Origin of the sequence: Corynebacterium sp. MSK073 (genome assembly GCF_030232085.1) — a bacterium.
GTDB lineage: Bacteria > Actinomycetota > Actinomycetes > Mycobacteriales > Mycobacteriaceae > Corynebacterium.
On the sequence record NZ_JASPIY010000017.1, the window covers coordinates 35,206 to 53,421 of the forward strand.

The 18,216-nt window shown below is 61.8% G+C and carries 20 protein-coding genes and 6 pseudogenes; 14 read left to right on the forward strand and 12 right to left on the reverse strand.

Going from position 1 to position 18,216, the window contains the following annotated elements:
• Positions 1–86 precede the first annotated feature (86 nt).
• From hemL to QP970_RS10440, 7 genes are all read left to right on the forward strand, one after another.
• Positions 87–1,397 carry a glutamate-1-semialdehyde 2,1-aminomutase gene (gene hemL / locus QP970_RS10410; RefSeq protein ID WP_239268818.1) on the forward strand — a complete coding sequence of 437 codons (1,311 nt, stop codon included), beginning with the start codon at positions 87–89 and terminating at the stop codon, positions 1,395–1,397.
• A 36-nt stretch (positions 1,398–1,433) separates the two neighbouring features.
• Positions 1,434–2,042, forward strand: coding sequence for a histidine phosphatase family protein (locus QP970_RS10415; protein WP_239268816.1), 609 nt, complete (start codon positions 1,434–1,436; stop codon positions 2,040–2,042).
• On the forward strand, positions 2,042–2,659 hold the full coding sequence (locus QP970_RS10420; protein ID WP_239268812.1) for a TlpA disulfide reductase family protein: 618 nt from the start codon (positions 2,042–2,044) through the stop codon (positions 2,657–2,659). Before QP970_RS10415 ends, QP970_RS10420 begins: the two co-directional genes overlap by 1 nt.
• Positions 2,660–3,463: a cytochrome c biogenesis CcdA family protein gene (locus QP970_RS10425; RefSeq protein WP_239268810.1), complete on the forward strand. Its 804-nt coding sequence runs from the start codon at positions 2,660–2,662 to the stop codon at positions 3,461–3,463.
• 7 nt (positions 3,464–3,470) lie between these two features.
• The gene (locus QP970_RS10430) at positions 3,471–5,102 is read left to right on the forward strand and encodes a cytochrome c biogenesis protein ResB (protein ID WP_239268808.1); all 1,632 of its coding nucleotides are present in this window, start codon (positions 3,471–3,473) and stop codon (positions 5,100–5,102) included.
• A gap of 82 nt (positions 5,103–5,184) precedes the next feature.
• Entirely contained in the window at positions 5,185–6,282 is a 1,098-nt protein-coding gene (gene ccsB / locus QP970_RS10435; protein ID WP_239268806.1) for a c-type cytochrome biogenesis protein CcsB, read from the forward strand.
• The gene (locus QP970_RS10440) at positions 6,283–6,540 is read left to right on the forward strand and encodes a helix-turn-helix domain-containing protein (RefSeq protein WP_239268805.1); all 258 of its coding nucleotides are present in this window, start codon (positions 6,283–6,285) and stop codon (positions 6,538–6,540) included.
• Here the strand turns inward: QP970_RS10440 and QP970_RS10445 are convergent.
• Complete coding sequence (locus tag QP970_RS10445) at positions 6,537–6,812, reverse strand: hypothetical protein (RefSeq protein ID WP_239268804.1); 276 nt, start codon at positions 6,810–6,812, stop codon at positions 6,537–6,539. The genes QP970_RS10440 and QP970_RS10445 overlap by 4 nt on opposite strands.
• A 38-nt stretch (positions 6,813–6,850) precedes the next feature.
• Between QP970_RS10445 and QP970_RS10450 the strand changes: the two genes are divergently transcribed.
• On the forward strand, positions 6,851–7,174 hold the full coding sequence (locus QP970_RS10450; protein WP_239268802.1) for a DUF4229 domain-containing protein: 324 nt from the start codon (positions 6,851–6,853) through the stop codon (positions 7,172–7,174).
• A gap of 21 nt (positions 7,175–7,195) precedes the next feature.
• Here QP970_RS10450 and QP970_RS10455 read toward each other — a convergent pair whose 3' ends face one another.
• From QP970_RS10455 to QP970_RS10475, 5 genes are all read right to left on the reverse strand, one after another.
• Entirely contained in the window at positions 7,196–8,101 is a 906-nt protein-coding gene (locus tag QP970_RS10455) for a 1,4-dihydroxy-2-naphthoate polyprenyltransferase (protein ID WP_239268800.1), read from the reverse strand.
• An 80-nt stretch (positions 8,102–8,181) separates the two neighbouring features.
• Complete coding sequence (menE, locus tag QP970_RS10460) at positions 8,182–9,318, reverse strand: o-succinylbenzoate--CoA ligase (protein ID WP_239268798.1); 1,137 nt, start codon at positions 9,316–9,318, stop codon at positions 8,182–8,184.
• A gap of 66 nt (positions 9,319–9,384) precedes the next feature.
• Positions 9,385–9,525 carry a hypothetical protein gene (locus QP970_RS10465; RefSeq protein ID WP_023025121.1) on the reverse strand — a complete coding sequence of 47 codons (141 nt, stop codon included), beginning with the start codon at positions 9,523–9,525 and terminating at the stop codon, positions 9,385–9,387.
• Between the two features lie 15 nt (positions 9,526–9,540).
• A complete protein-coding gene (locus QP970_RS10470) occupies positions 9,541–10,509 on the reverse strand; it encodes a 1,4-dihydroxy-2-naphthoyl-CoA synthase (RefSeq protein ID WP_239268796.1) in 969 nt (322 codons plus the stop codon).
• Positions 10,510–10,810: 301 nt separating this feature from the next.
• Complete coding sequence (locus QP970_RS10475; protein ID WP_239268794.1) at positions 10,811–11,272, reverse strand: DIP1984 family protein; 462 nt, start codon at positions 11,270–11,272, stop codon at positions 10,811–10,813.
• Positions 11,273–11,377: 105 nt separating this feature from the next.
• On the opposite strand from QP970_RS10475, the gene QP970_RS10480 reads away from it, so the two are divergent.
• Positions 11,378–12,388: an o-succinylbenzoate synthase gene (locus tag QP970_RS10480; protein ID WP_239268792.1), complete on the forward strand. Its 1,011-nt coding sequence runs from the start codon at positions 11,378–11,380 to the stop codon at positions 12,386–12,388.
• Positions 12,389–12,451: 63 nt separating this feature from the next.
• Here QP970_RS10480 and QP970_RS10485 read toward each other — a convergent pair whose 3' ends face one another.
• Positions 12,452–12,997 carry an OsmC family protein gene (locus QP970_RS10485; RefSeq protein ID WP_239268790.1) on the reverse strand — a complete coding sequence of 182 codons (546 nt, stop codon included), beginning with the start codon at positions 12,995–12,997 and terminating at the stop codon, positions 12,452–12,454.
• 227 nt (positions 12,998–13,224) lie between these two features.
• On the opposite strand from QP970_RS10485, the gene QP970_RS10490 reads away from it, so the two are divergent.
• From QP970_RS10490 to QP970_RS10500, 3 genes and pseudogenes are all read left to right on the forward strand, one after another.
• The gene (locus QP970_RS10490) at positions 13,225–14,394 is read left to right on the forward strand and encodes an ABC transporter substrate-binding protein (RefSeq protein ID WP_239268788.1); all 1,170 of its coding nucleotides are present in this window, start codon (positions 13,225–13,227) and stop codon (positions 14,392–14,394) included.
• 138 nt (positions 14,395–14,532) lie between these two features.
• A pseudogene (locus QP970_RS10495) lies at positions 14,533–15,284 on the forward strand (ABC transporter permease).
• Positions 15,277–16,039 (forward strand): annotated as a pseudogene (locus QP970_RS10500) (ABC transporter ATP-binding protein). The pseudogenes QP970_RS10495 and QP970_RS10500 overlap by 8 nt, the downstream one beginning before the upstream one ends.
• 74 nt (positions 16,040–16,113) lie before the next feature.
• Here the strand turns inward: QP970_RS10500 and QP970_RS10505 are convergent.
• A pseudogene (locus QP970_RS10505) lies at positions 16,114–16,269 on the reverse strand (IS110 family transposase); the annotation flags it as partial.
• 91 nt (positions 16,270–16,360) lie between these two features.
• Positions 16,361–16,549 (reverse strand): annotated as a pseudogene (locus QP970_RS10510) (integrase core domain-containing protein); the annotation flags it as partial.
• 76 nt (positions 16,550–16,625) lie between these two features.
• Here QP970_RS10510 and QP970_RS10515 point away from each other — a divergent pair.
• Complete coding sequence (locus QP970_RS10515; protein ID WP_200449860.1) at positions 16,626–16,796, forward strand: hypothetical protein; 171 nt, start codon at positions 16,626–16,628, stop codon at positions 16,794–16,796.
• Here QP970_RS10515 and QP970_RS10520 read toward each other — a convergent pair.
• From QP970_RS10520 to QP970_RS10525, 3 genes and pseudogenes are all read right to left on the reverse strand, one after another.
• A pseudogene (locus tag QP970_RS10520) lies at positions 16,726–17,040 on the reverse strand (integrase core domain-containing protein). The gene QP970_RS10515 and the pseudogene QP970_RS10520 overlap by 71 nt on opposite strands.
• Positions 17,041–17,174: 134 nt before the next feature.
• Positions 17,175–17,555, reverse strand: a complete 381-nt coding sequence (locus tag QP970_RS11730) for an IS3 family transposase (protein ID WP_350309413.1) — start codon at positions 17,553–17,555, stop codon at positions 17,175–17,177.
• Positions 17,556–17,596: 41 nt separating this feature from the next.
• The gene (locus tag QP970_RS10525) at positions 17,597–17,815 is read right to left on the reverse strand and encodes a transposase (protein ID WP_239268782.1); all 219 of its coding nucleotides are present in this window, start codon (positions 17,813–17,815) and stop codon (positions 17,597–17,599) included.
• 245 nt (positions 17,816–18,060) lie between these two features.
• Between QP970_RS10525 and QP970_RS10530 the strand changes: the two are divergent.
• A pseudogene (locus QP970_RS10530) lies at positions 18,061–18,216 on the forward strand (DDE-type integrase/transposase/recombinase); the annotation flags it as partial.

Consider the following 18,216-nt stretch of genomic DNA (forward strand, 5'->3'; position numbering starts at 1 on the left):
ACGGAACCTCAGGGAACGTTGGCGGGTTGCTGTGAATTCCACCGACATGCACAGTCAAACTTTTGTATGGCGCGCGAGTCGCTAGAATGACAGACATGCCTAATACTTCCCAGTCGCAACAGTGGTTCGAGCGTTCCTCCAAAGTCATCCCGGGCGGGGTGAACTCGCCGGTGCGCGCTTTCGGCTCCGTGGGCGGCCAGGCCCGCGTGATTGAGCGGGGCGAGGGATCGCGCCTGTGGGATGTCGACGGCAATGAGTACGTCGACCTCGTGAGCTCCTACGGCCCGATGATCCACGGCAATGCGCACCCGGAAATCGTCGAGGCCGTGCAGCAGGCTGCCACCGGCGGGCTGAGCTTCGGCACGCCGACGGAGGGTGAGGCGCTGCTGGCGGAGGAAATCGTCAAGCGCACTGCGGCCGATAAGGTGCGCATGGTTAACTCCGGCACGGAGGCGACCATGTCGGCGGTGCGTTTGGCCCGCGGTTACACCGGCCGCGCGAAGGTGCTGAAGTTTGAGGGTTGCTACCACGGGCACGTGGATGCGCTGTTGGCATCGGCAGGCTCGGGCGTGGCGACGTTCGGCCTGCCGGATTCGCCGGGCGTGACGGGTGCGACGGCGAAGGACACCATCGTCGTTCCTTATAACGATCTGGATGCGGTGCGCGAGGCCTTCGCGGAGAACGAGGGGCAGATTGCCTGCATCATTGCGGAGGCCTCTGCCGGCAATATGGGCACCGTGGCTCCGAATGAGGGTTTCAACGCGGCGCTGAAGGAAATCGCGCATGCCGATGGCGCCCTGCTCATCCTCGACGAGGTTATGACCGGCTTCCGCACCTCCTATAAGGGCTGGTACGGCGTCGATGGCGTGGCGGCGGACCTGGTGACCTTTGGCAAGGTGGTTTCCGGTGGCCTGCCGGCTGCGGCCTTTGGCGGTCGCGCCGAGGTCATGGACTACCTGGCGCCGGATGGTCCGGTCTACCAGGCGGGCACCTTGTCCGGTAACCCGGTGGCGATGGCCTCGGGCCTGAAGTCGCTGCAGCTTGCCGATGAATCCCTCTACCCCCGCCTGCAAGAAAAGGCCGACCAGCTCGGCGCGATGATTTCTTCCGCGCTGGAGGCCGAGGGCGTGGCGCACCACATTCAGCGCGCGGCATCCATGTTCTCCATTCGCTTCGCAGAGGGCGAGGGCCGCAACTTCGCGGATATGCAGGCCGCGGAGAACTTCCGCTTTGCCCCGTTCTTCCACGCGCTGCTTGAAAACGGCATCTACGTGGCACCGAGCGCGTTCGAGACCTGGTTCGTCTCTGATGCTCTTGGCGATGCCGACTTCGAGCGCATCGATGCCGCCCTCAAGCCTGCCGCGAAGGCCGCGGCCGCAGCGCGTCCCGCACAATAAGGCCTGCGTAACTAGGCCTGCTCAATAAGGAGAGACATGACACGCACCATCGTTCACCTCGTGCGCCATGGCGAGGTACACAACCCGGGCAAGATCCTGTACGGGCGCATCCCGGGCTATCACCTATCCTCGCGCGGGCGTTCCATGGCCGCGCGGACGGCGGAAAGCTTCCGCGATCATGATGTGACCTATTTGGCGGCCTCGCCGCTGCAGCGCGCGCAGGAAACGGCGCGGCCGATTGCGCAGGTGACGGGGCTAAATGTGGACGTCGATAAGACGCTCATCGAGTCCGGTAACCAATTCGAGGGCCTGCGCACCAAGGGTTTGCGCTCGGCGCTGTGGAACCCGCGGCACTGGCCGAAGATGGTCAACCCGCTGGAGCCGTCGTGGGGTGAGGCGTATGAGGGCATCGCCGAGCGCATGCTCGGTGCGGTCGACCGCGCGCATACCGCGGCGGAGGGGCATGAAGCCGTGCTGGTGAGTCACCAGCTGCCCATCGTGATGGTGCAGCGCACGGTGCTGGGCCAGCGCCTGCCGCATGCGCCGTGGAACCGCGAGTGCGCGTTGGCCTCGGTAACCTCGCTGCTTTTTGAGGATAACCAGGTCACCGATATCTTCTACTCCTCGCCGGCGCAGGAGATTTAATGGCACGTACACGCACCCGTGCGGCAACGCGCGTTGTGGCAGCCGCGCTTTCTATAACCGCCCTGACCTTGACCGCCTGCACGCAGGACGCCGAGAACGCGCAGAACGCGGTGGCCACCGGCGGCGAATTCGAATTCATCTCCCCGGGCGGGGAGCGGGAAATCCACTACGAGGAAGCCGATAGGAAACCGCTGCGCAGTTTCAGCGGCGCCGATGTCCGCGATACGAATAAGACCATTTCCTTGGATGACTACGAGGGTGAAGTCGTGGTCTTGAATTCCTGGGGCCAGTGGTGCGCGCCGTGCCGCGCTGAGGCCGATGACCTGCAGGCAGTGCACGCAGAGCTGCAAAAACGCGACCTGGGTACCGTCTTAGGCATCAACGTGCGCGACTATAACCCGCAGGTATCCAATGACTTCTTGGACGATAACGGGCTGGAGTACCCCTCCATCTATGACCCGCCGTTTAAGACGGCCGCGGCGCTCGGCGGCGTGCCTACGTCCGTGGTGCCGACCACGATCGTCTTGGATAAACAACACCGTCCGGCTACCGTTTTCTTGCGGTCCATCACTACCGATGACGTGATGGATGTTGTGGATAAGTTAGAAAAGGAATAAATGGATTACGCAGCAAATATCGGCGGCCAGTTTGCCGAAGCTGCCACCTCCGGCCCGTTGATCCTCGGCATCCTCGCCGCGGCTCTGGCGGGTCTCGTCAGCTTTGCCAGCCCCTGCGTCATCCCGCTGGTGCCCGGCTATATCTCGTACCTCGCCAGCGTGGTTGGCGGTGAGGTGAGCTATGACGAGAAGCTGGGGGTGGGCGTCGGCAAGCGCAGGCAATGGGCCGTCGTGCTGGCGGCAGCGCTGTTCATCTTGGGCTTTACCGTGGTCTTTGTGCTGGCGACGGTCTCGGTCTTTGGCGCGATTTCCGCGCTCACGCTCAACGCCGATACGCTGATGCGCGTGGGCGGCGGCGTCACCATCTTGATGGGCGTGGTTTTCCTGGGCGCGATTCCGGCGCTGCAGAAAGACACGCGCTTGGCGCCAAAGCGCTGGACCACGTGGCTGGGCGCGCCACTTTTGGGCGGCGTGTTCGCGCTGGGCTGGACGCCGTGCCTGGGACCCACGCTGGCGGCGATTGTGTCCATTTCCGCCGGTACCGAAGGCGTGACCGCCGCCCGCGGCGCCCTGCTCATCGTGGGCTATTGCCTGGGCCTTGGCCTGCCGTTCCTGCTGGTGGCGCTGGGATCCGCCCGGGCGATGCGCACCATCTCGTGGGCCCGCAAGCACTCGCGCACCATTCAGATTATTGGCGGCGTGGCGATGATCCTCGTGGGCGTTGCCCTGATTACCGGCCTGTGGGGCGAGTTTATTTCCTATATCCAGAAATGGACCGTGGACTACGGCGCAACCCTCATTTAGGAGAAACGTGAAATATATCCGCAAAGCCTGGCGCTGGCTTACCAGCATGCGCACCGCGCTGGCCCTGCTTTTCCTGCTGGCGCTCGCCGCCATCCCCGGCTCCCTCTTGCCGCAGCGCGATCTGAACGAGCAGAACGTGCAGGAGTTCATCGAATCCAATGGCACCGTGGCGGAAATCTACGATAAGCTGCAGCTTTTTGATGTCTTTTCCTCCATCTGGTTCCAAGCCATCTTCCTGCTGTTGGCGGTCTCGCTCATTGGCTGCATCATTCCGCGCTCGATCGATCACTACAAGGCGTGGCGCACACAGCCCACGCGCGCGCCGAAGTACCTGCACCGCCTGCCGCTAAGCGCCGAGGGGCATTCGGATAAGAGCGAGGAAGAACTCAGCGCGGAGATCCACAAGCGCCTGAAAAAGTGGCGCGTGGCAGAATACACCCCGAATGAGGACCGCGCCGGGGTGCACGCCTTTTCCGCTGAGCGCGGCTACGGCCGCGAGCTGGCCAACCTCATTTTCCACGTCGCCCTGGTGGCGATCTTGGTCACCGTGGCCGCCGGCCGCCTGGTCAACTACGAGGGCCAGGTCATCGTGGTTACGGAATCCGGCTCGCAGGGCGGCAATACCTCGCTGGAGCAGTCCACGGAGTTCTGTAATACCTCCACCTCGAACTTTGACTCCTTCCGGGCAGGGCCGCTTTTCGATGGCACCGGGCTCCACCCCTTCTGCATGACCGCGCACGACTTCACCGCGAAGTACCTGCCCAATGGCCAGGCGGAGATGTTTACCTCCAATGTCTCTTATGCGGAAGGCGACGATATTTATAAGGATCCTTCCGAATGGAAGGACTACGAGCTCAAGGTCAACCACCCGCTGCGCCTGGCACAAAACCGCGTCTACCTGCAGGGCCACGGCTATGCGCCGACGGTGACCGTGGAGTGGCCGGATGGTGAAAAGCGCACGCAGACCATTCAATTCCAGCCCACTGACACGACCTTCTTCCTGTCTTCGGGCGTGCTGCGCTTTGACCCGCCGGCGGGCATGTACCCGGATCTTTTCGAGCGCCGCCAAAACCAGCTGGCCATCCAGGGCCTCTTCGCCCCAACGGCCGAGTGGAGCGGTGAGAACGGCAAGCTTTTGCAGTCCTCTCACCCGGGCCTGAATGATCCGGCGCTGGCGGTCGATATTTACCGCGGCGATGCTGGCCTCGATACCGGTACGCCGCAGTCGCTCTTTTCGCTGGATTCAAGCCTCGTACACTCCGGGCAGCTGCAGAAGATCGACCGCGTGAACCTGAGCCAAGGCGATGACGTCACGCTTGACGATGGCACCAAGATCACCTTCAACGGCGCCAACGAGTTTGCCAATTATCAGGTCTCCTATGACCCATTCCAGAAGTGGGTGCTGGCATCCGCGCTAATCATGTTGGTATCCCTGGTGGCCTCGTTGATGATTAAGCGCCGCCGCGTCTATATTCGCCTGCGGCCGGATTCCGCCGGCGGCACCACCATTGAGATGGGTGGTCTCGCCCGCACCGACCGCGCCGGCTGGTCCGAGGAATTCCATGAGCTGCACCGCGCGCTCTTGGAGCTTCCGGATCCAGATGAGGTGGAAGAAGACAAACTCTATACTGATGAGTAATCCAACTATAGTTGGATCCCGCTGTGTGCATGAGTAAGGTAATCAGCATCATCCCGCACGTGTGAAGGCTAGGTGGACTCCCTTGCAGATCGATCAGAATCTGTCGAACTTCTCGGATCTCGCGGTGCAGACCGCATTCGTGGTGTACTGCGTCGCGCTTCTTATGTCGCTGTTGTACTACGGCCGCATACGCAGCCTTATCGAGGCGCACCGCGTCAACCGCTCGGAGGCGTCCAAGGTATTGGTCGGCGCTGGAGCCGAGGCTGGTGCCGCGGCTGCTCCCGCCGCCGGAGCTGGCGGCGGCGATACCGGTGCTGACGCTGCAACCGGCACGGGCGCAACGGATGTCGGCACCGACTACGAGGCTGAGGCGTCGTCTGCGGCTGCAACCTTGAGCGAGGAAGAAGTCGCGGACAAGGAACGCAAGCTGGATAAGCTTGGCGGCATGACCAGCTCGCTGATGTGGGTGGGCATTGCCCTGCACGCCGCGGCTATCGTGCTGCGCGGGCTGGCCACGGGGCGTTTCCCGTTTGGCAACCTTTACGAGTACGTGTTGATGGTGTCCTTCGGCGTGCTCTTGGTGGGCAATATCGCCATGCAGCGCAAGGAATGGCGCACGGTCTGGCCGTGGATCCTTACCCCAGTGCTGGCGCTGATGTTTTACGGGTCTACCAAGCTGTATGCGGAGTCCGCACCTGTGGTGCCGGCCCTGCAATCGCACTGGCTGCCCATTCACGTCACGGTGGTGTCCTTGGGCGCGTCCATCGGCATCATTTCCGGCATCATCTCGCTATTGACCCTGTTGCGCCAGTGGCAGCCAAAGAACGCGGAGCGTGGCATTTTTGGTGCTCTGGCTTATCCGCTGCCATCCGCGGCCAAGATTGACCGCTTGGCGTACCGCTTGGCCGTTATCACCCTGCCCACCCTGGGCCTAGGCATCATCTTGGGTGCCATCTGGGCCGAATCCGCGTGGGGTCGCTTCTGGGGCTGGGATCCGAAGGAAACCATGTCCTTTGCCACCTGGATTCTTTATGCGGCCTACCTGCATGCGCGCGCCACCCCGGCCTTCCGCAAGGCGGCGCCGTGGATCAACGTTTTGGCCATGGCGGCGATGGTATTCAACCTCTTCTTCATCAATATGGTGGTCTCCGGCCTGCACTCCTATGCGGGGCTGAACTAAATGGCCACCAACCATAGCCCGCGCAATAAGCAGGGAAAGCCCGCCGGCGATAACGAGCTCATCCTGGGCTTGGGCGCGCAGATTGCGCAGCGGCGGCGTGAGTTGGGCATCGTCCAGCAGCAGCTTGCCGATGCCGCCCACATCTCCCGCTCCACCCTCCACACCATCGAACACGGTGGGGCAGGCGTGCGGTGGGAAAAGGTTACCGCCGTGGCAGAAGCGCTGGGCTTGGAGATGCGGTTCGTGCCAAAGGATTAATCCTGGTTGTCTTCTTGGCCCTTTGAACCATTGTTGCCGTCGGCGTCGCGAGTGCGGCGCTGGCGGCGTTTTTCTTCCTCGACCTCCTGTTTGCGGCGCTGCTTGAAGCGCTCCTTTTCCAGGTTCCACAGGAACTCCTCGTCATCATCGGGGCCCTTGATGGAACGCGGTTGTTCTTCAACCTGGCGGGACTTCCAGGATGATGGCCCAAAGGCCTTCCACACCAGGTAGGCGGCGAGGACAAAAAGCAGTAGGAGGATTAGTCGACCCATGCAGATTATTCTACCTGTACGGCGTACAATCGACCCCCATGACGCACAACCCTGAGCCACCGAAACCGGACCCCGAACTGCGCCGTCGCTCCCGCAAGGCGCTTTGGAAATACGGGCTCGCGCGCGTGGTGCTTTTTATCGCGCTCACCGCGGTCATTGAGCTGCTGGCGGTAGCGATTGGTTTCCCCATCCCCGTCCTCATGGCAGCGCTCCTGGCGCTCTTTGTTGCCCTGCCGCTATCGATGCTGATGTTTAAAAACTGGCGCATCGAGGCCACGCAGACGCTGGCGGAATACTCCGCGCAGCGCAAGGCGCACAAGCGCTGGGTGCAAGCCGAATTGGAAGGCCGCGCGGAGGCCTAGGCGCGCAAGCCTGGCCCTTGACTAGACGAGGGCGACGGCGATGGCCTCGATGACTGCCCAGATGAGCATGGCGCGCCCGGTCAGCCCTAGCACGGGGATGAGCTGGGGTCCGGTGGCGCCGCGGTTGACGGTGCGCACCGCGCGGAGTGCAAACGGGAAGTAGACCAGGCCTGCGAGCGCGAGCCAGCTGCCAAAGGCGACCGCGATGGTGAGTATGAAGGGCAACAGCAGCAGGCCGGTAAAGAGCAGGCGGGCGTTCTTATTGCCCAGCCGCACCGCGAGGGTGATCTTGCCGGCCTCGGCATCGGAGGGAATATCGCGGATATTATTGGCCAGGTTCACCCCGGAGCTCATGGCGCCGATGCCGATGGCGAGGGCCAGGCCCGTCCAAGAAATGCGACCGGCTTGGGTAAATTCGGTGCCGAGCACGGCGACGAGGCCGAAGAATATAAAGACGGCGACCTCGCCCAGGCCGCGGTAGCCGTAGGGGTTCTTGCCGCCGGTATAAAACCACGCGCCGGCGATGCACAGCGCACCGATGAGGATGAGCCACCAGGCACCAGCGGCCAGCGACAGGAAGATTCCGGCCAGACCGGCGACGGCAAAGCAGCCAAAGGCGGCGTATTTCACGTGGCGCGGCTGCGCAAGCCCGCTGCCGGTCAGGCGCTGCGGGCCGGTGCGGTCATCATCGGTACCGCGGATACCATCGGAATGGTCATTGGCAAAGTTCACGCCGATGATAAGCGCCCACGCCACGATGAGCGCGAGCACCGCGCGGCCGATATGCCCGCTATTAATGCCGAAGGCCGCGCCCGTACCGGCGATAACGGGTGCGAAGGCATTAGCCCACGTATGCGGGCGGGCGCCATTGATCCAATCCTGTGCGGTAGCGGAATAATTACCGGCTGATGAAGTCATAGCCACCATTGTGCCACTGGGCTGGCAGCGTTTAGCAATCAGGAAGCCGGGGCCGAGGCCGGAGTCGAGGCCGGGGCCCGCGGTGGAGGTTAGGCGCTAAAGAGGGCGGCAACGGCCTGGCGGTCGATCTTGCCGGGGCCGGTGGTGGGAAAGTCCGCGAGGCGCTTTAAGTCCTTAGGCAGCTGCCAGCGGGGAAGTTCGGCGTCTTCGAGGGCTTCGAAGATATCGCCAAGCTCGGCATTACCGGTATAGGCGGCCACGATGGCCTGGCCCAGCCGCGGGTGCGGGATACCGACGACACACGCCTCCTCAACACCCGGCACGCGGAGGATCTCGCGTTCCAAGACCTCTGGGTGCAGCTTGAGCCCACCGGAGTCGATGACATTATCGAGGCGTCCGGTTACGGTGAGGATGCCATCTTCGATGACGCCGGCATCGGAAGTGGCAAACCACCCGTTTCCGGGAAACGCCTCGTGGCTTGGGGCGTTGCGGTAGCCCTGCGCGATGGTGGGCCCGCCGAGTAGGATGCGGCCGTCTTGGACGCGGGCGGTCGTCCCGGGCAGGGGGCGGCCATCGTAGACGCAGCCGCCGGCGGTTTCGGAGGAACCGTAGGTGGTGGTGATAGTGATGCCCCGCTCCGTGGCCGCGGCGTGCAGGCGCGGGTGGATGGCGGCCCCGCCCACCAAGATGGCATCGAAACTCTGGAGCGCGTCGATACCTTCCGGTGTATCCATGGCCTTGGCCAGTTGCAGCGGGGTCAGCGCGGTGTAGGTGCGATCACCGGTGCGGGAGAGCTCCGCGGCGGCGCGGGCGAAGGCGGAGATATTAAAGCCTGCGCTGAGATCGAGGCAGAGCGGATCCACCCCGGCCACCAGGGAACGGACGAGGACTTGGATGCCGGCGATGTGGTGGGCGGGCATCGCCAAGAGCCATTGCCCAGGGCCACCGAGGACCTGGTGGGTGGCATCGGCGCTGGCGACCAGGTTGGCCGGCGTTAGTTGAGCGCCCTTTGGGGTGCCGGTGGACCCTGAGGTGGAGACCACGAGCGCGATGTCCGCGGCGATGGGCTCGCCGGCGCGTTGGGAATTGCGCAGGAGGGTGGCGCGGGTGGCATCGGCAAGCGGCAGCGGCAAAAAGCAGGACCTACCGGCAATGGCTGATTCGAGGTCCGGCAGGATGGCCGCGGGGTCATGCGGATCAACGGGCAAGGGGGCGAGGATAGTCACGGCAGTAGATCTTAAGGCTACGGCGGGACAAAGCCCGGTTGCGGCCGGGGTGAGTCGATGCGGGAATCAGCGGTACGTGTCCTCTTGATCAAAGGGCCGCTCGTTATTGGCCTCGGCTTCTTTAATGCGGCGCAGCATCCACACGCGCGAGCCGAGAACGCCCCCGACGGCGAGGATCGCAAGCAGGATACAAAATGCGATGAGCACGGTGCGGGGCACTCCTTAGTAGTAATAGGGGAATTCGTCCCAGTTAGGCTCGCGCTTGTCCAGGAAGGACTGCTTGCCCTCGACGGCCTCATCGGTCATATAAGCCAGGCGGGTGGCCTCGCCGGCGAAGACCTGCTGGCCCATCAGGCCATCATCGGTAAGGTTGAATGCGAATTTCAGCATGCGCTGGGCGGTGGGGGATTTCATATTGATTTCCTGGCCCATGCGGATGGCGGTGTCCTCGAGCTCGCCGTGGTCTGCGACCTCATTGACCGCGCCCATCTCATACATGCGCTGGGCATCGTAGGTGCGGCCCAAAAAGAAGATCTCGCGGGCGAATTTCTGGCCCACCATCTTGGCCAGGTAGGCCGAGCCATAGCCCGCATCGAAGGATCCGACGTCCGCATCCGTCTGCTTAAAGCGCGCCTCCTGGCGGGAGGCCACGGTCATATCGCAGACCACGTGCAGCGAGTGCCCGCCGCCGGCGGCCCACCCATTGACCACGGCGATAACCACCTTGGGCATGGTGCGGATAAGCCGTTGGACCTCCAGGATGTGCAGGCGGCCGCCTTCGACCTTGGCGCGGGCCTCGTCGACGCTGGATTCATCCGCCGTCGCATCATCGTGGGCGTGCTCGGTGGCGTAGCGATACCCCGACCGGCCGCGAATGCGCTGGTCACCGCCGGAACAAAACGCCCAGCCGCCATCCTTTTGCGAGGGCCCATTGCCAGTAAGCAAGATCGTGCCCACATCCGGGGTGCGGCGGGCGTGATCCAAGGTGCGATACAGCTCATCTACGGTGTGTGGCCGGAAGGCATTGCGCACCTCGGGCCTGTCGATGGCGATGCGCACGATGCCATTCTTCCGGCCGTCCGCCGCCAGGCGGTGGTAGGTGACGTCCGTGAGATCCCCAAAGCCCTCAACCGGGCGCCACAATTCCTCGCGGAACGGATTTTCGGTGCTGTATTTCTTCTGCTCGCTCATAGCGCCCAGCATAGTGGGCGCGAAAAGTTTAGTCCCCATTCCCAACCCTCACCTCTACGCACTGCCCAGCATGCTGGTAATAATCGATACTCAATAACTGCGAGGGGTTATCCCGCAATGTACCCGTGTACCCTATGCTGGCGCGGTCATCAATACTGTGGGAAGACTCGAACTCCCTCAACCCTTTAACGCCAAAGGGTGCCTACATGTCCTCGAATTTCCCCTCGAAGGCGGGGGCATACTCGCTGCATGTGCGTAAAGGCTACCGCCACGCGCGCGGCGTGGCATGACTAAAGCTTCGCTATGGAGTTATCAGTTCCGTATTCCAGTTCAACTGCTGGATGCGGGTATCAAGCTCCCGGAACTGCTTGGACAGGTCATCGACCCGCTTGCGCAGCTCTGCTACCGGCAGCGTGGCCACAAACTTAATCTCCGCGCGGGAATAGCGGTCCTGCCGCGCGCCCGCGGCTTGGGCGAGGTCGTGGTAGATGCGGCGGGTGCGCACGAGGCCATCGCGAAGCGCAAGGGCCTGCATCAGGTTCTTCTCGCCATCAAAATCCGTGGCCACGTTCGTGGCATTGATGGCCTGCACGAGCTTATCGATGCGCCCGGTAATGCCCTCCAACTCGCGCAAAAGCTCGGCCGGATCCTCGTCCGGGGTATCGCCCTCCTGCACGCGTACGACGGAAAGTAGACGCTCGCGCAGCTCATTGAGCCGGTCCTGCGCCTGGGCGCGCTCTGCTAATGCCTCTGCCAGTAACATGGTTCCTCCTTCAGGGGTAGGTAGGAACCAACGTAGCCGGGGTGGGGGCTGGGGTCAATGGGTTGTGGTCCGCAGCGCGAGCGGCGTGCCAGCTACCATGAGCCTATGAACATCGATGACGTTCTCGACCGCGCCCACGTAGTCTCCCTCCCGCTGGCCGTGAAGTTTCGCGGCATCACCACGCGAGAGGCGTTGCTTATTGATGGGCCAGCCGGTTGGGGTGAATTTGCGCCGTTCCTGGAATACGGGCCCGCGGAATCGGCCGCGTGGCTGCGCGCCGGGTTGGAGGCCGCTTACGAGGGATTTCCGGAGCCAGTCCGAGAGTGGGTAGAGGTCAACGCCACCATTCCCGCCGTTCCCGCCAGCGAGGTACCCGCGATTGTGGATCGCTACCCCGGCTGCCGGACGTTCAAGATCAAGGTGGCGGAGAAAGGCCAGACGCTTGCCGATGACATTGCGCGCGTCCACGCCGTTCGCGAGCACGTCAGCGCCCGGGGGGTTATCCCGGTGCTGCGCGTGGATGCCAATGGCGGCTGGAGTGTGGCCGAAGCGGTAGAGGCCGCCCAGGCACTCATGCCGCTGGACTATATGGAGCAACCCTGCGCGAGCGCGGAAGAACTGGTGGAGGTGCGCAGGCAGCTCATGCGCAACGGGCTTTTTGTGCGCGTGGCCGCGGATGAATCCATTCGCAAGGTTGAGGATCCATACCGCGTGGCGGATCTGCAGGCGGCCGATGTAGCAGTGGTTAAACCTGCACCGCTGGGCGGGGTGCGCCGCGTCCTCGAGGTGGCACAGCACCTGCGCGAACGGCACATGGATATTACAGTGGCCTCGGCGCTGGATACCTCCATCGGCATCAATATGGGCTTGGCGGCGGTGGCGGCGTTGCCGCAAATCTATGATGACGAGGACATCGACGTTACCCCGGCCGCAGCGGGCCTGGCCACGGGCAGCCTTTTTGAGGAAGACGTCACCGCGCCACGCCAGCTACACGACGGGCACCTGCGCGCCGAGATCCTCGCCCCAGAACCGGACCGCCTGTCCGACCTAGCCGCGCCGGCCGACCGCCGCGAGTGGTGGTTCGAGCGCCTCCGGGAATCGTGGCAGCACCTGTAGTTGCGCCTAAAAGCATAAGAAAAAGCGCCTGGCACTTGCCAGGCGCTTTTATCTATCTAAACCTTAGACCAACTCGTGGGTGAGGTTGGCCGGGCGGGTGTAGGTATTAACAACCGGGGACCACTTGATGGCGTCGTCCACGATCTTCTGCAGGGTCTCCTTGTCGGCGTCGCCGTCGATATTGACCTTAACGTTGACGTCGGAAACGCCCGGGCGCTTGTCCTCGCCCAAGTCACCAACGCCCCAGGTTGGGGAGAGGTCGATGTCGCCAACGATGTCGAGCTCCAGCTTGGTCAGGGTAACGCCGCGGTGCTGAGCGATGGCCTGGATGCCAACGTTGATGCAGGCGCCAAGACCGGCCTGAGCGACCTCGGTGGGGTTGGGTGCGGAGTCATCGCCAAGCAGCGGCAAAGGCTCGCCCACCTTGATGGTGTGGTCGCGCACGGTGGTGTTATTGCGGAAGAAACCGTCAGCCTCGGTGTGGGTGCGGACGTGCTTCTTGGCACCCTCAGGGTTGTCGATGTTCTTCTGTGCTAGGTCGTTGAGCTTCTCGCCGTCGATGGGCTCGAGAGCGTCGCCTTCGTTGTGGTTTGGGGTGAGATCAGACATTAAATTGCTCCTTGTATCAGATGTTTATTAACTGATGGCGCCATGGTAACGCGAAGGCAAATATAAATCTAGAACAAGGGGTCTATTTTGTAGAGAATGCCAGGTCTAGAGTGAATATAAATGTGTGCACCGCATTTGCTGACCTGTGAATTTAGAAATTGACACCGTAGTGCGCCCGGCCTAGGTTCGTTCTGAACAAACCACTTGGTCTAGTTAAGAAAGAACGCATGGTTCACAATCGGAAGCTGTCGCGACGGCAGATACTGCGCAGCGCAGTAGCAATGGGCGGGGTAGCAGTGGGCTCGCAGGTCCTCTCTGCGTGTTCCTCGCCGCGGCAGGAGGACAATGCCCAGTCCGGGACATCCGGGCAGGGCGGGGAAACCCTCACCATCGGATTCGTGCCCATCGCGTGCGCGTCCCCGCTGGTCGCCGCCGATGGCCTGGGCGCCTTCGCAAAGCAGGGCCTCAACGTTGAGCTGCGCAAATTCGCGGGGTGGGCAGATCTCTGGACCGCCTATGCCACCGGCGCCTTAGACGTAGCGCACATGCTCTCGCCCATGCCGCTAGCCATTGATGCCGGTGCCACCAACGCCTCCCGGCCCACCGAGTTAGCCTTTACGCAAAACACCAACGGGCAGGCACTGACCTTGTCCACCTCTCACCTGGATACCGTGTCGCGGCCAGCGGACCTGAAGGGCATGGTGCTGGGAATTCCCTTTGAGTACTCCGTGCATGCCCTCTTGCTGCGCGATTATCTCGTGGCCGGCGGGGTCGACCCAGTTTCCGATGTGGAGCTGCGCCTATTGCGCCCGGCCGATATGGTGGCGCAACTTTCGGTCGGCACCATCGACGGCTTCATTGGCCCAGAGCCCTTCAACCAGTGCGCCCTGACTACCGGCTCGGGCCGCGCCTTTGTTCCCACCCGCCAGATGTGGGACAACCACCCGTGCTGCTCGGTTGCCGTGGCGAAGGAAGTGGACCGGGGCGTGCGCGACCGCGTCGTCGCGGCGCTGCAGGAAGGCGCGCAGTACGTCGATAGCCCAGACCACGTCCATGAATCGGCGTCCATGCTGGCTAAGGAGAAGTACCTGAACCAGAAGGAAGAGCTGATTTCGCGGGCGCTCGCCGGAAACTACACCACTTGGGACGGCAAGGACACGGTGGATCCACAGATGATCAAGTTTGGCGGCCGCACCTCCGCCACCGCAATTACGTGGATGGGCACCCAAATGGCCCGCTGGGATCTGGGCGGAAGCGCGATGCGGATGGATGACCAAGCGTTGCTAGATGTCACGAAATCCGTCTTACCGCGCGAAGCCGATCTCACCACGGACCCGGTGAAAATCAACGGCCATAGCTTCGATCCCCTGCACCCCACCGCCGGATACCAGCGTTAAGGACTCTTGCCTTATGACCACAGTAAAAATGACAGCGCTAGCACCAGTACAGCGCACTCCACTGACACTCACACAGCAGCGCCCCATTCGGGCCGCACCGCCAGCCGGAAGAAGCGGCGGGAGAGCCCGTGGAAGGCAATGGGCCTGGGTATTGCGCTTTTCATTGCCTTCATCGCCCTCTGGCAGGCGGTCGCGGCTGCGGGCTGGCTTTCCGATATCGCCCCACTCCCGCGCACACCTGGGATAGGGCCGTAGAGATTCTTTCGGATCCCTTCTACCGGGATGGGCCGGCCTCAGTGGGCATTCTTTGGCATATGGTCGCCTCCTTGCGCCGCGTGCTCATTGGCTTTGCCATCGCCATGGTGATAGCCATTCCGCTGGGCTTTTGGCTGGGCTCTTCTGCAACCTTCCGCCGCGCGACGGATCCCTTTGTCCAGATCCTGCGCCCCGTCTCCCCGCTGGCATGGCTGCCACTAGGCCTGGCGCTGCTTCGCGATGCCGAAAATACCGCCGTCTTCGTCATCATCCTCTCCGCCTTGTGGCCGACGCTGCTCAATACCATCGAGGCGGTCCGCGGGATTCACCCCACGTATAAGAACCTAGCGGCCACGCTCGGCACGAACCGGATGCAACAGCTCCTCTACATCGTCGGGCCGGCTGCGCTGCCAGGGATTATCACCGGCATGCGGCAATCGCTATCGACCGCCTGGTTAGTCATCGTGGCTGCGGAAATGCTCGTCGGCGGCCAAGGCGTCGGTTTCTTTGTCTGGAATATGTGGAACCGCCTCGATATTGACGCCATCGTCGTGGTCATCGTGCTTATTGGTGTCATCGGATTGGCCCTGGATTACCTCGTTGCCTCCCTGCAGAAAGTGGTGCGCTATGACTAAAGCCCATATCGAATTTGCTGGTATTACCAAAAGCTACGGCCCAACCAAGATCATTGGGGATACCTCGGTATCCATTGGGGAGGGCGAGTTCGTATCCCTGCTGGGGCCATCGGGCTCCGGCAAATCCACCATGCTGAATATGATCGCGGGCCTCGCATTTCCCTCTACCGGCGAGGTGCGCGCGAGGCGAGGCCGTGACCGGCCCAGGTCCAGACCGCGGCGTGGTATTTCAAAATCACGCGCTCCTGCCCTGGATGACGGCGCGCGGGAATATCGAATTCGGACTGCGATCGGCCCGCCCGGAGCTGTCGAAGGCAGAGCGCACCAAGATTGCGCAGGACTTCCTCGACGAGGTCAGCTTGGGCCATGCGGCCGACCGGCGCCCGTCGCGGTTATCCGGAGGCATGCAGCAGCGCGTCGGTTTGGCGCGCGCCTTCGCCATCGGCTCGGATATCTTATTGCTCGATGAACCCTTCGGCGCGTTGGATGCGCTTACCCGCCGCCAGCTGCAGTCGCTGCTGTTGAATGTGTGGGAAGAAAACCGCCGCACGGTGGTCATGGTCACCCACGACGTGGATGAGGCAGTATTGCTCTCGGATCGCATTGTGGTCATGTCGCCGGGGCCAGAGGCCACCATCATCGAGGACATTGAAGTGGGCTTGCCCCGCCCGCGCAGCGGTAGCGATGACTCCGCGGTGGTGGAGCGCAAAAATGAGCTGCGCGAACGGCTCCTTGGGCTGCTCGAAAACGGCTAGAGCGAGAGGATGTTCCTATATAGGTTGTCAACTTCGTGGGTGGGCTTGTTGGGGGTGTGTTGACTTTAGGTTGCTGCGGCGTTGAGTCTTTTGCCTTCTTTGCGTTTTCGTTCATAGAATTGCCGGGAACGCTCGTGGAATCTGATCGATGCAAAAGACGATTGCTATAGGGCGTTCTTTAATTTTTTGTTGCCAGCCCGATTGGGCGAATTCGACATAAGGGCCTGACCCCGAAATGTGGACACGTCGGGGTAGCTGTGCTGCTTTAATTAGTGTAGCTGAAGTCTCGGCTTCAAAGACATCAGGAGCTACAAGATTGCATCAGGAGTGGCGCCTTCGGGTGTTGTAGCCCATGCACCACCGAAAGACTTCCTGGCGGCAGCTGATTGGACTTTCAAAGAGTTTCCTATCACGCAGTACTTCCCGCTTTAAGGTGGCGTTAAATGATTCTGCCAGGGCATTATCGGCACTCGTTCCAACCGCGCCCATGGACTGGCGTACACCTAACGATGAGCAGTAGTTTCTAAATGCTTGTGTGAAGTGTCCCAGGTTTTGTTCCGTTTGAGTAGATGGGAAAATCTGGAACGTGCCGAGAAAATTTGACCAGGATGCGAAGGACCGTGTGGTCCGTCTCGTGGAAGACCGCATCTTGGCGGAAAACATGTCGATGTGGGCCGGGCTGGTTTTTAAGACCGGGCGGTTTGAGTGCCTTCCTGGGTGTGGTGCCATTGGTTGGCGTACTCAGTCGGCGGGATAAACCCTAGGCTCGAATGAGGATGATAGGTATTATAGCGCTTCGACCACAGTCGCAGGCAACGCGACGCATGGTCGGGGTCGTCGAATATCTCGTCCTCTCACAGCTCGTCGCGTAGCCGGTTGTGGAAGGACTCCACAAACCCGTTATGCCATGGCATTCCCGGTGGGATGAACGCCTCGACAGTGTCTTGCTTAGCAGCCCAACTAGCCAGCTCACGGCTGATGAACTCCGGGCCGTTATCCATACGTAACACCCGAGGCCTGCCACGCACAGCAGCTCACGTTCTCCAGCAGGTCAATCACGGCAGTAGCGGTGATTGACCGAGCGACCTCGAAACCAACATGCTCACGGGTAAACTCGTCGATCACGTTGCAGATCTTAAAAGGCTTTGCCCTGAAAGTTACTATCGAACTGGAAGTCCAGTGCCCACACGTGCCCCGGACATGTCGCTGGCTGGGTGCGCGGCGTTGGCACAGGCAAGCACTGTTGCTTACCAGCTTTGCGAGGCAAGACCCGCAAACCCTCCTGGCGCCACAGGTAATACACCACATCACGGCCACAGGTAAAATCAGCTGGCCTGGCTTTCACCCAAGCACGGCGATAGCCCCAGCGTCGGTGCTCACCAGCGAAAGTGACGAGCCACCTGCGTAGAGCAGCGTACTTATCCACGCTGGGCTGCTGGTGGCGTGTGCGGGCGTTGTAGTACGCCGCTCTAGATACCCCGACCACGCGACAGGCAAAGCGCACCGAATAGCCCACGGATACAGCGTCATAGATGGCTTCATATTTGGGTGCCGGGGTCAGAATTTTCCCTCCGCAAGCTCCTTCAGTAGCGCTTTTTCCAACTCGGCTTCTCCGAGTAGGCGGGTAAGCTTGGCGTTTTCTTCCTGCAGTTCTTTAAAGCGGCGGGCTTCGCTGCGGGACATCTCGCCGTACTGCTTGACCCAGCGACGGTAGGTTGCCTCGCTAACACCGAGGTCGCGGCAGACTTCGGCTACGGTACTACCCGAGGCCTTCATGGATCGGGCTTTATCAAGTTGGCCACGATCTGCTCAGGAGTGTGTTTTGAAAACTTCTTCATGATTATCAGTCTTCCTGCCCAACAAAGGGCTGTCACGGAAGACACGATCAAACCACATGGTCTATTTAATCCAGCCCAGACCAACCCCAGCCGAGGTGGAAACCGAATTTTGGAAGAAGACCCCGCAACAGGGAATAATAGAAATCAAGGCAAATGCCTAGGAACAAAACTCGGGGCACTTCACACCGGCAGGTGAAATACCTCAACAACATCCTGGAAGGCGACCATGGTCGGCTGAAGCGGATCCTCGGGCCGAAAGGCGCGTTTAAGAACCGGACATCTGCATATCGGACGTTGAAAGGGATGGAGGCGATGCACTCATTGCGGAAAGGGCAAGGC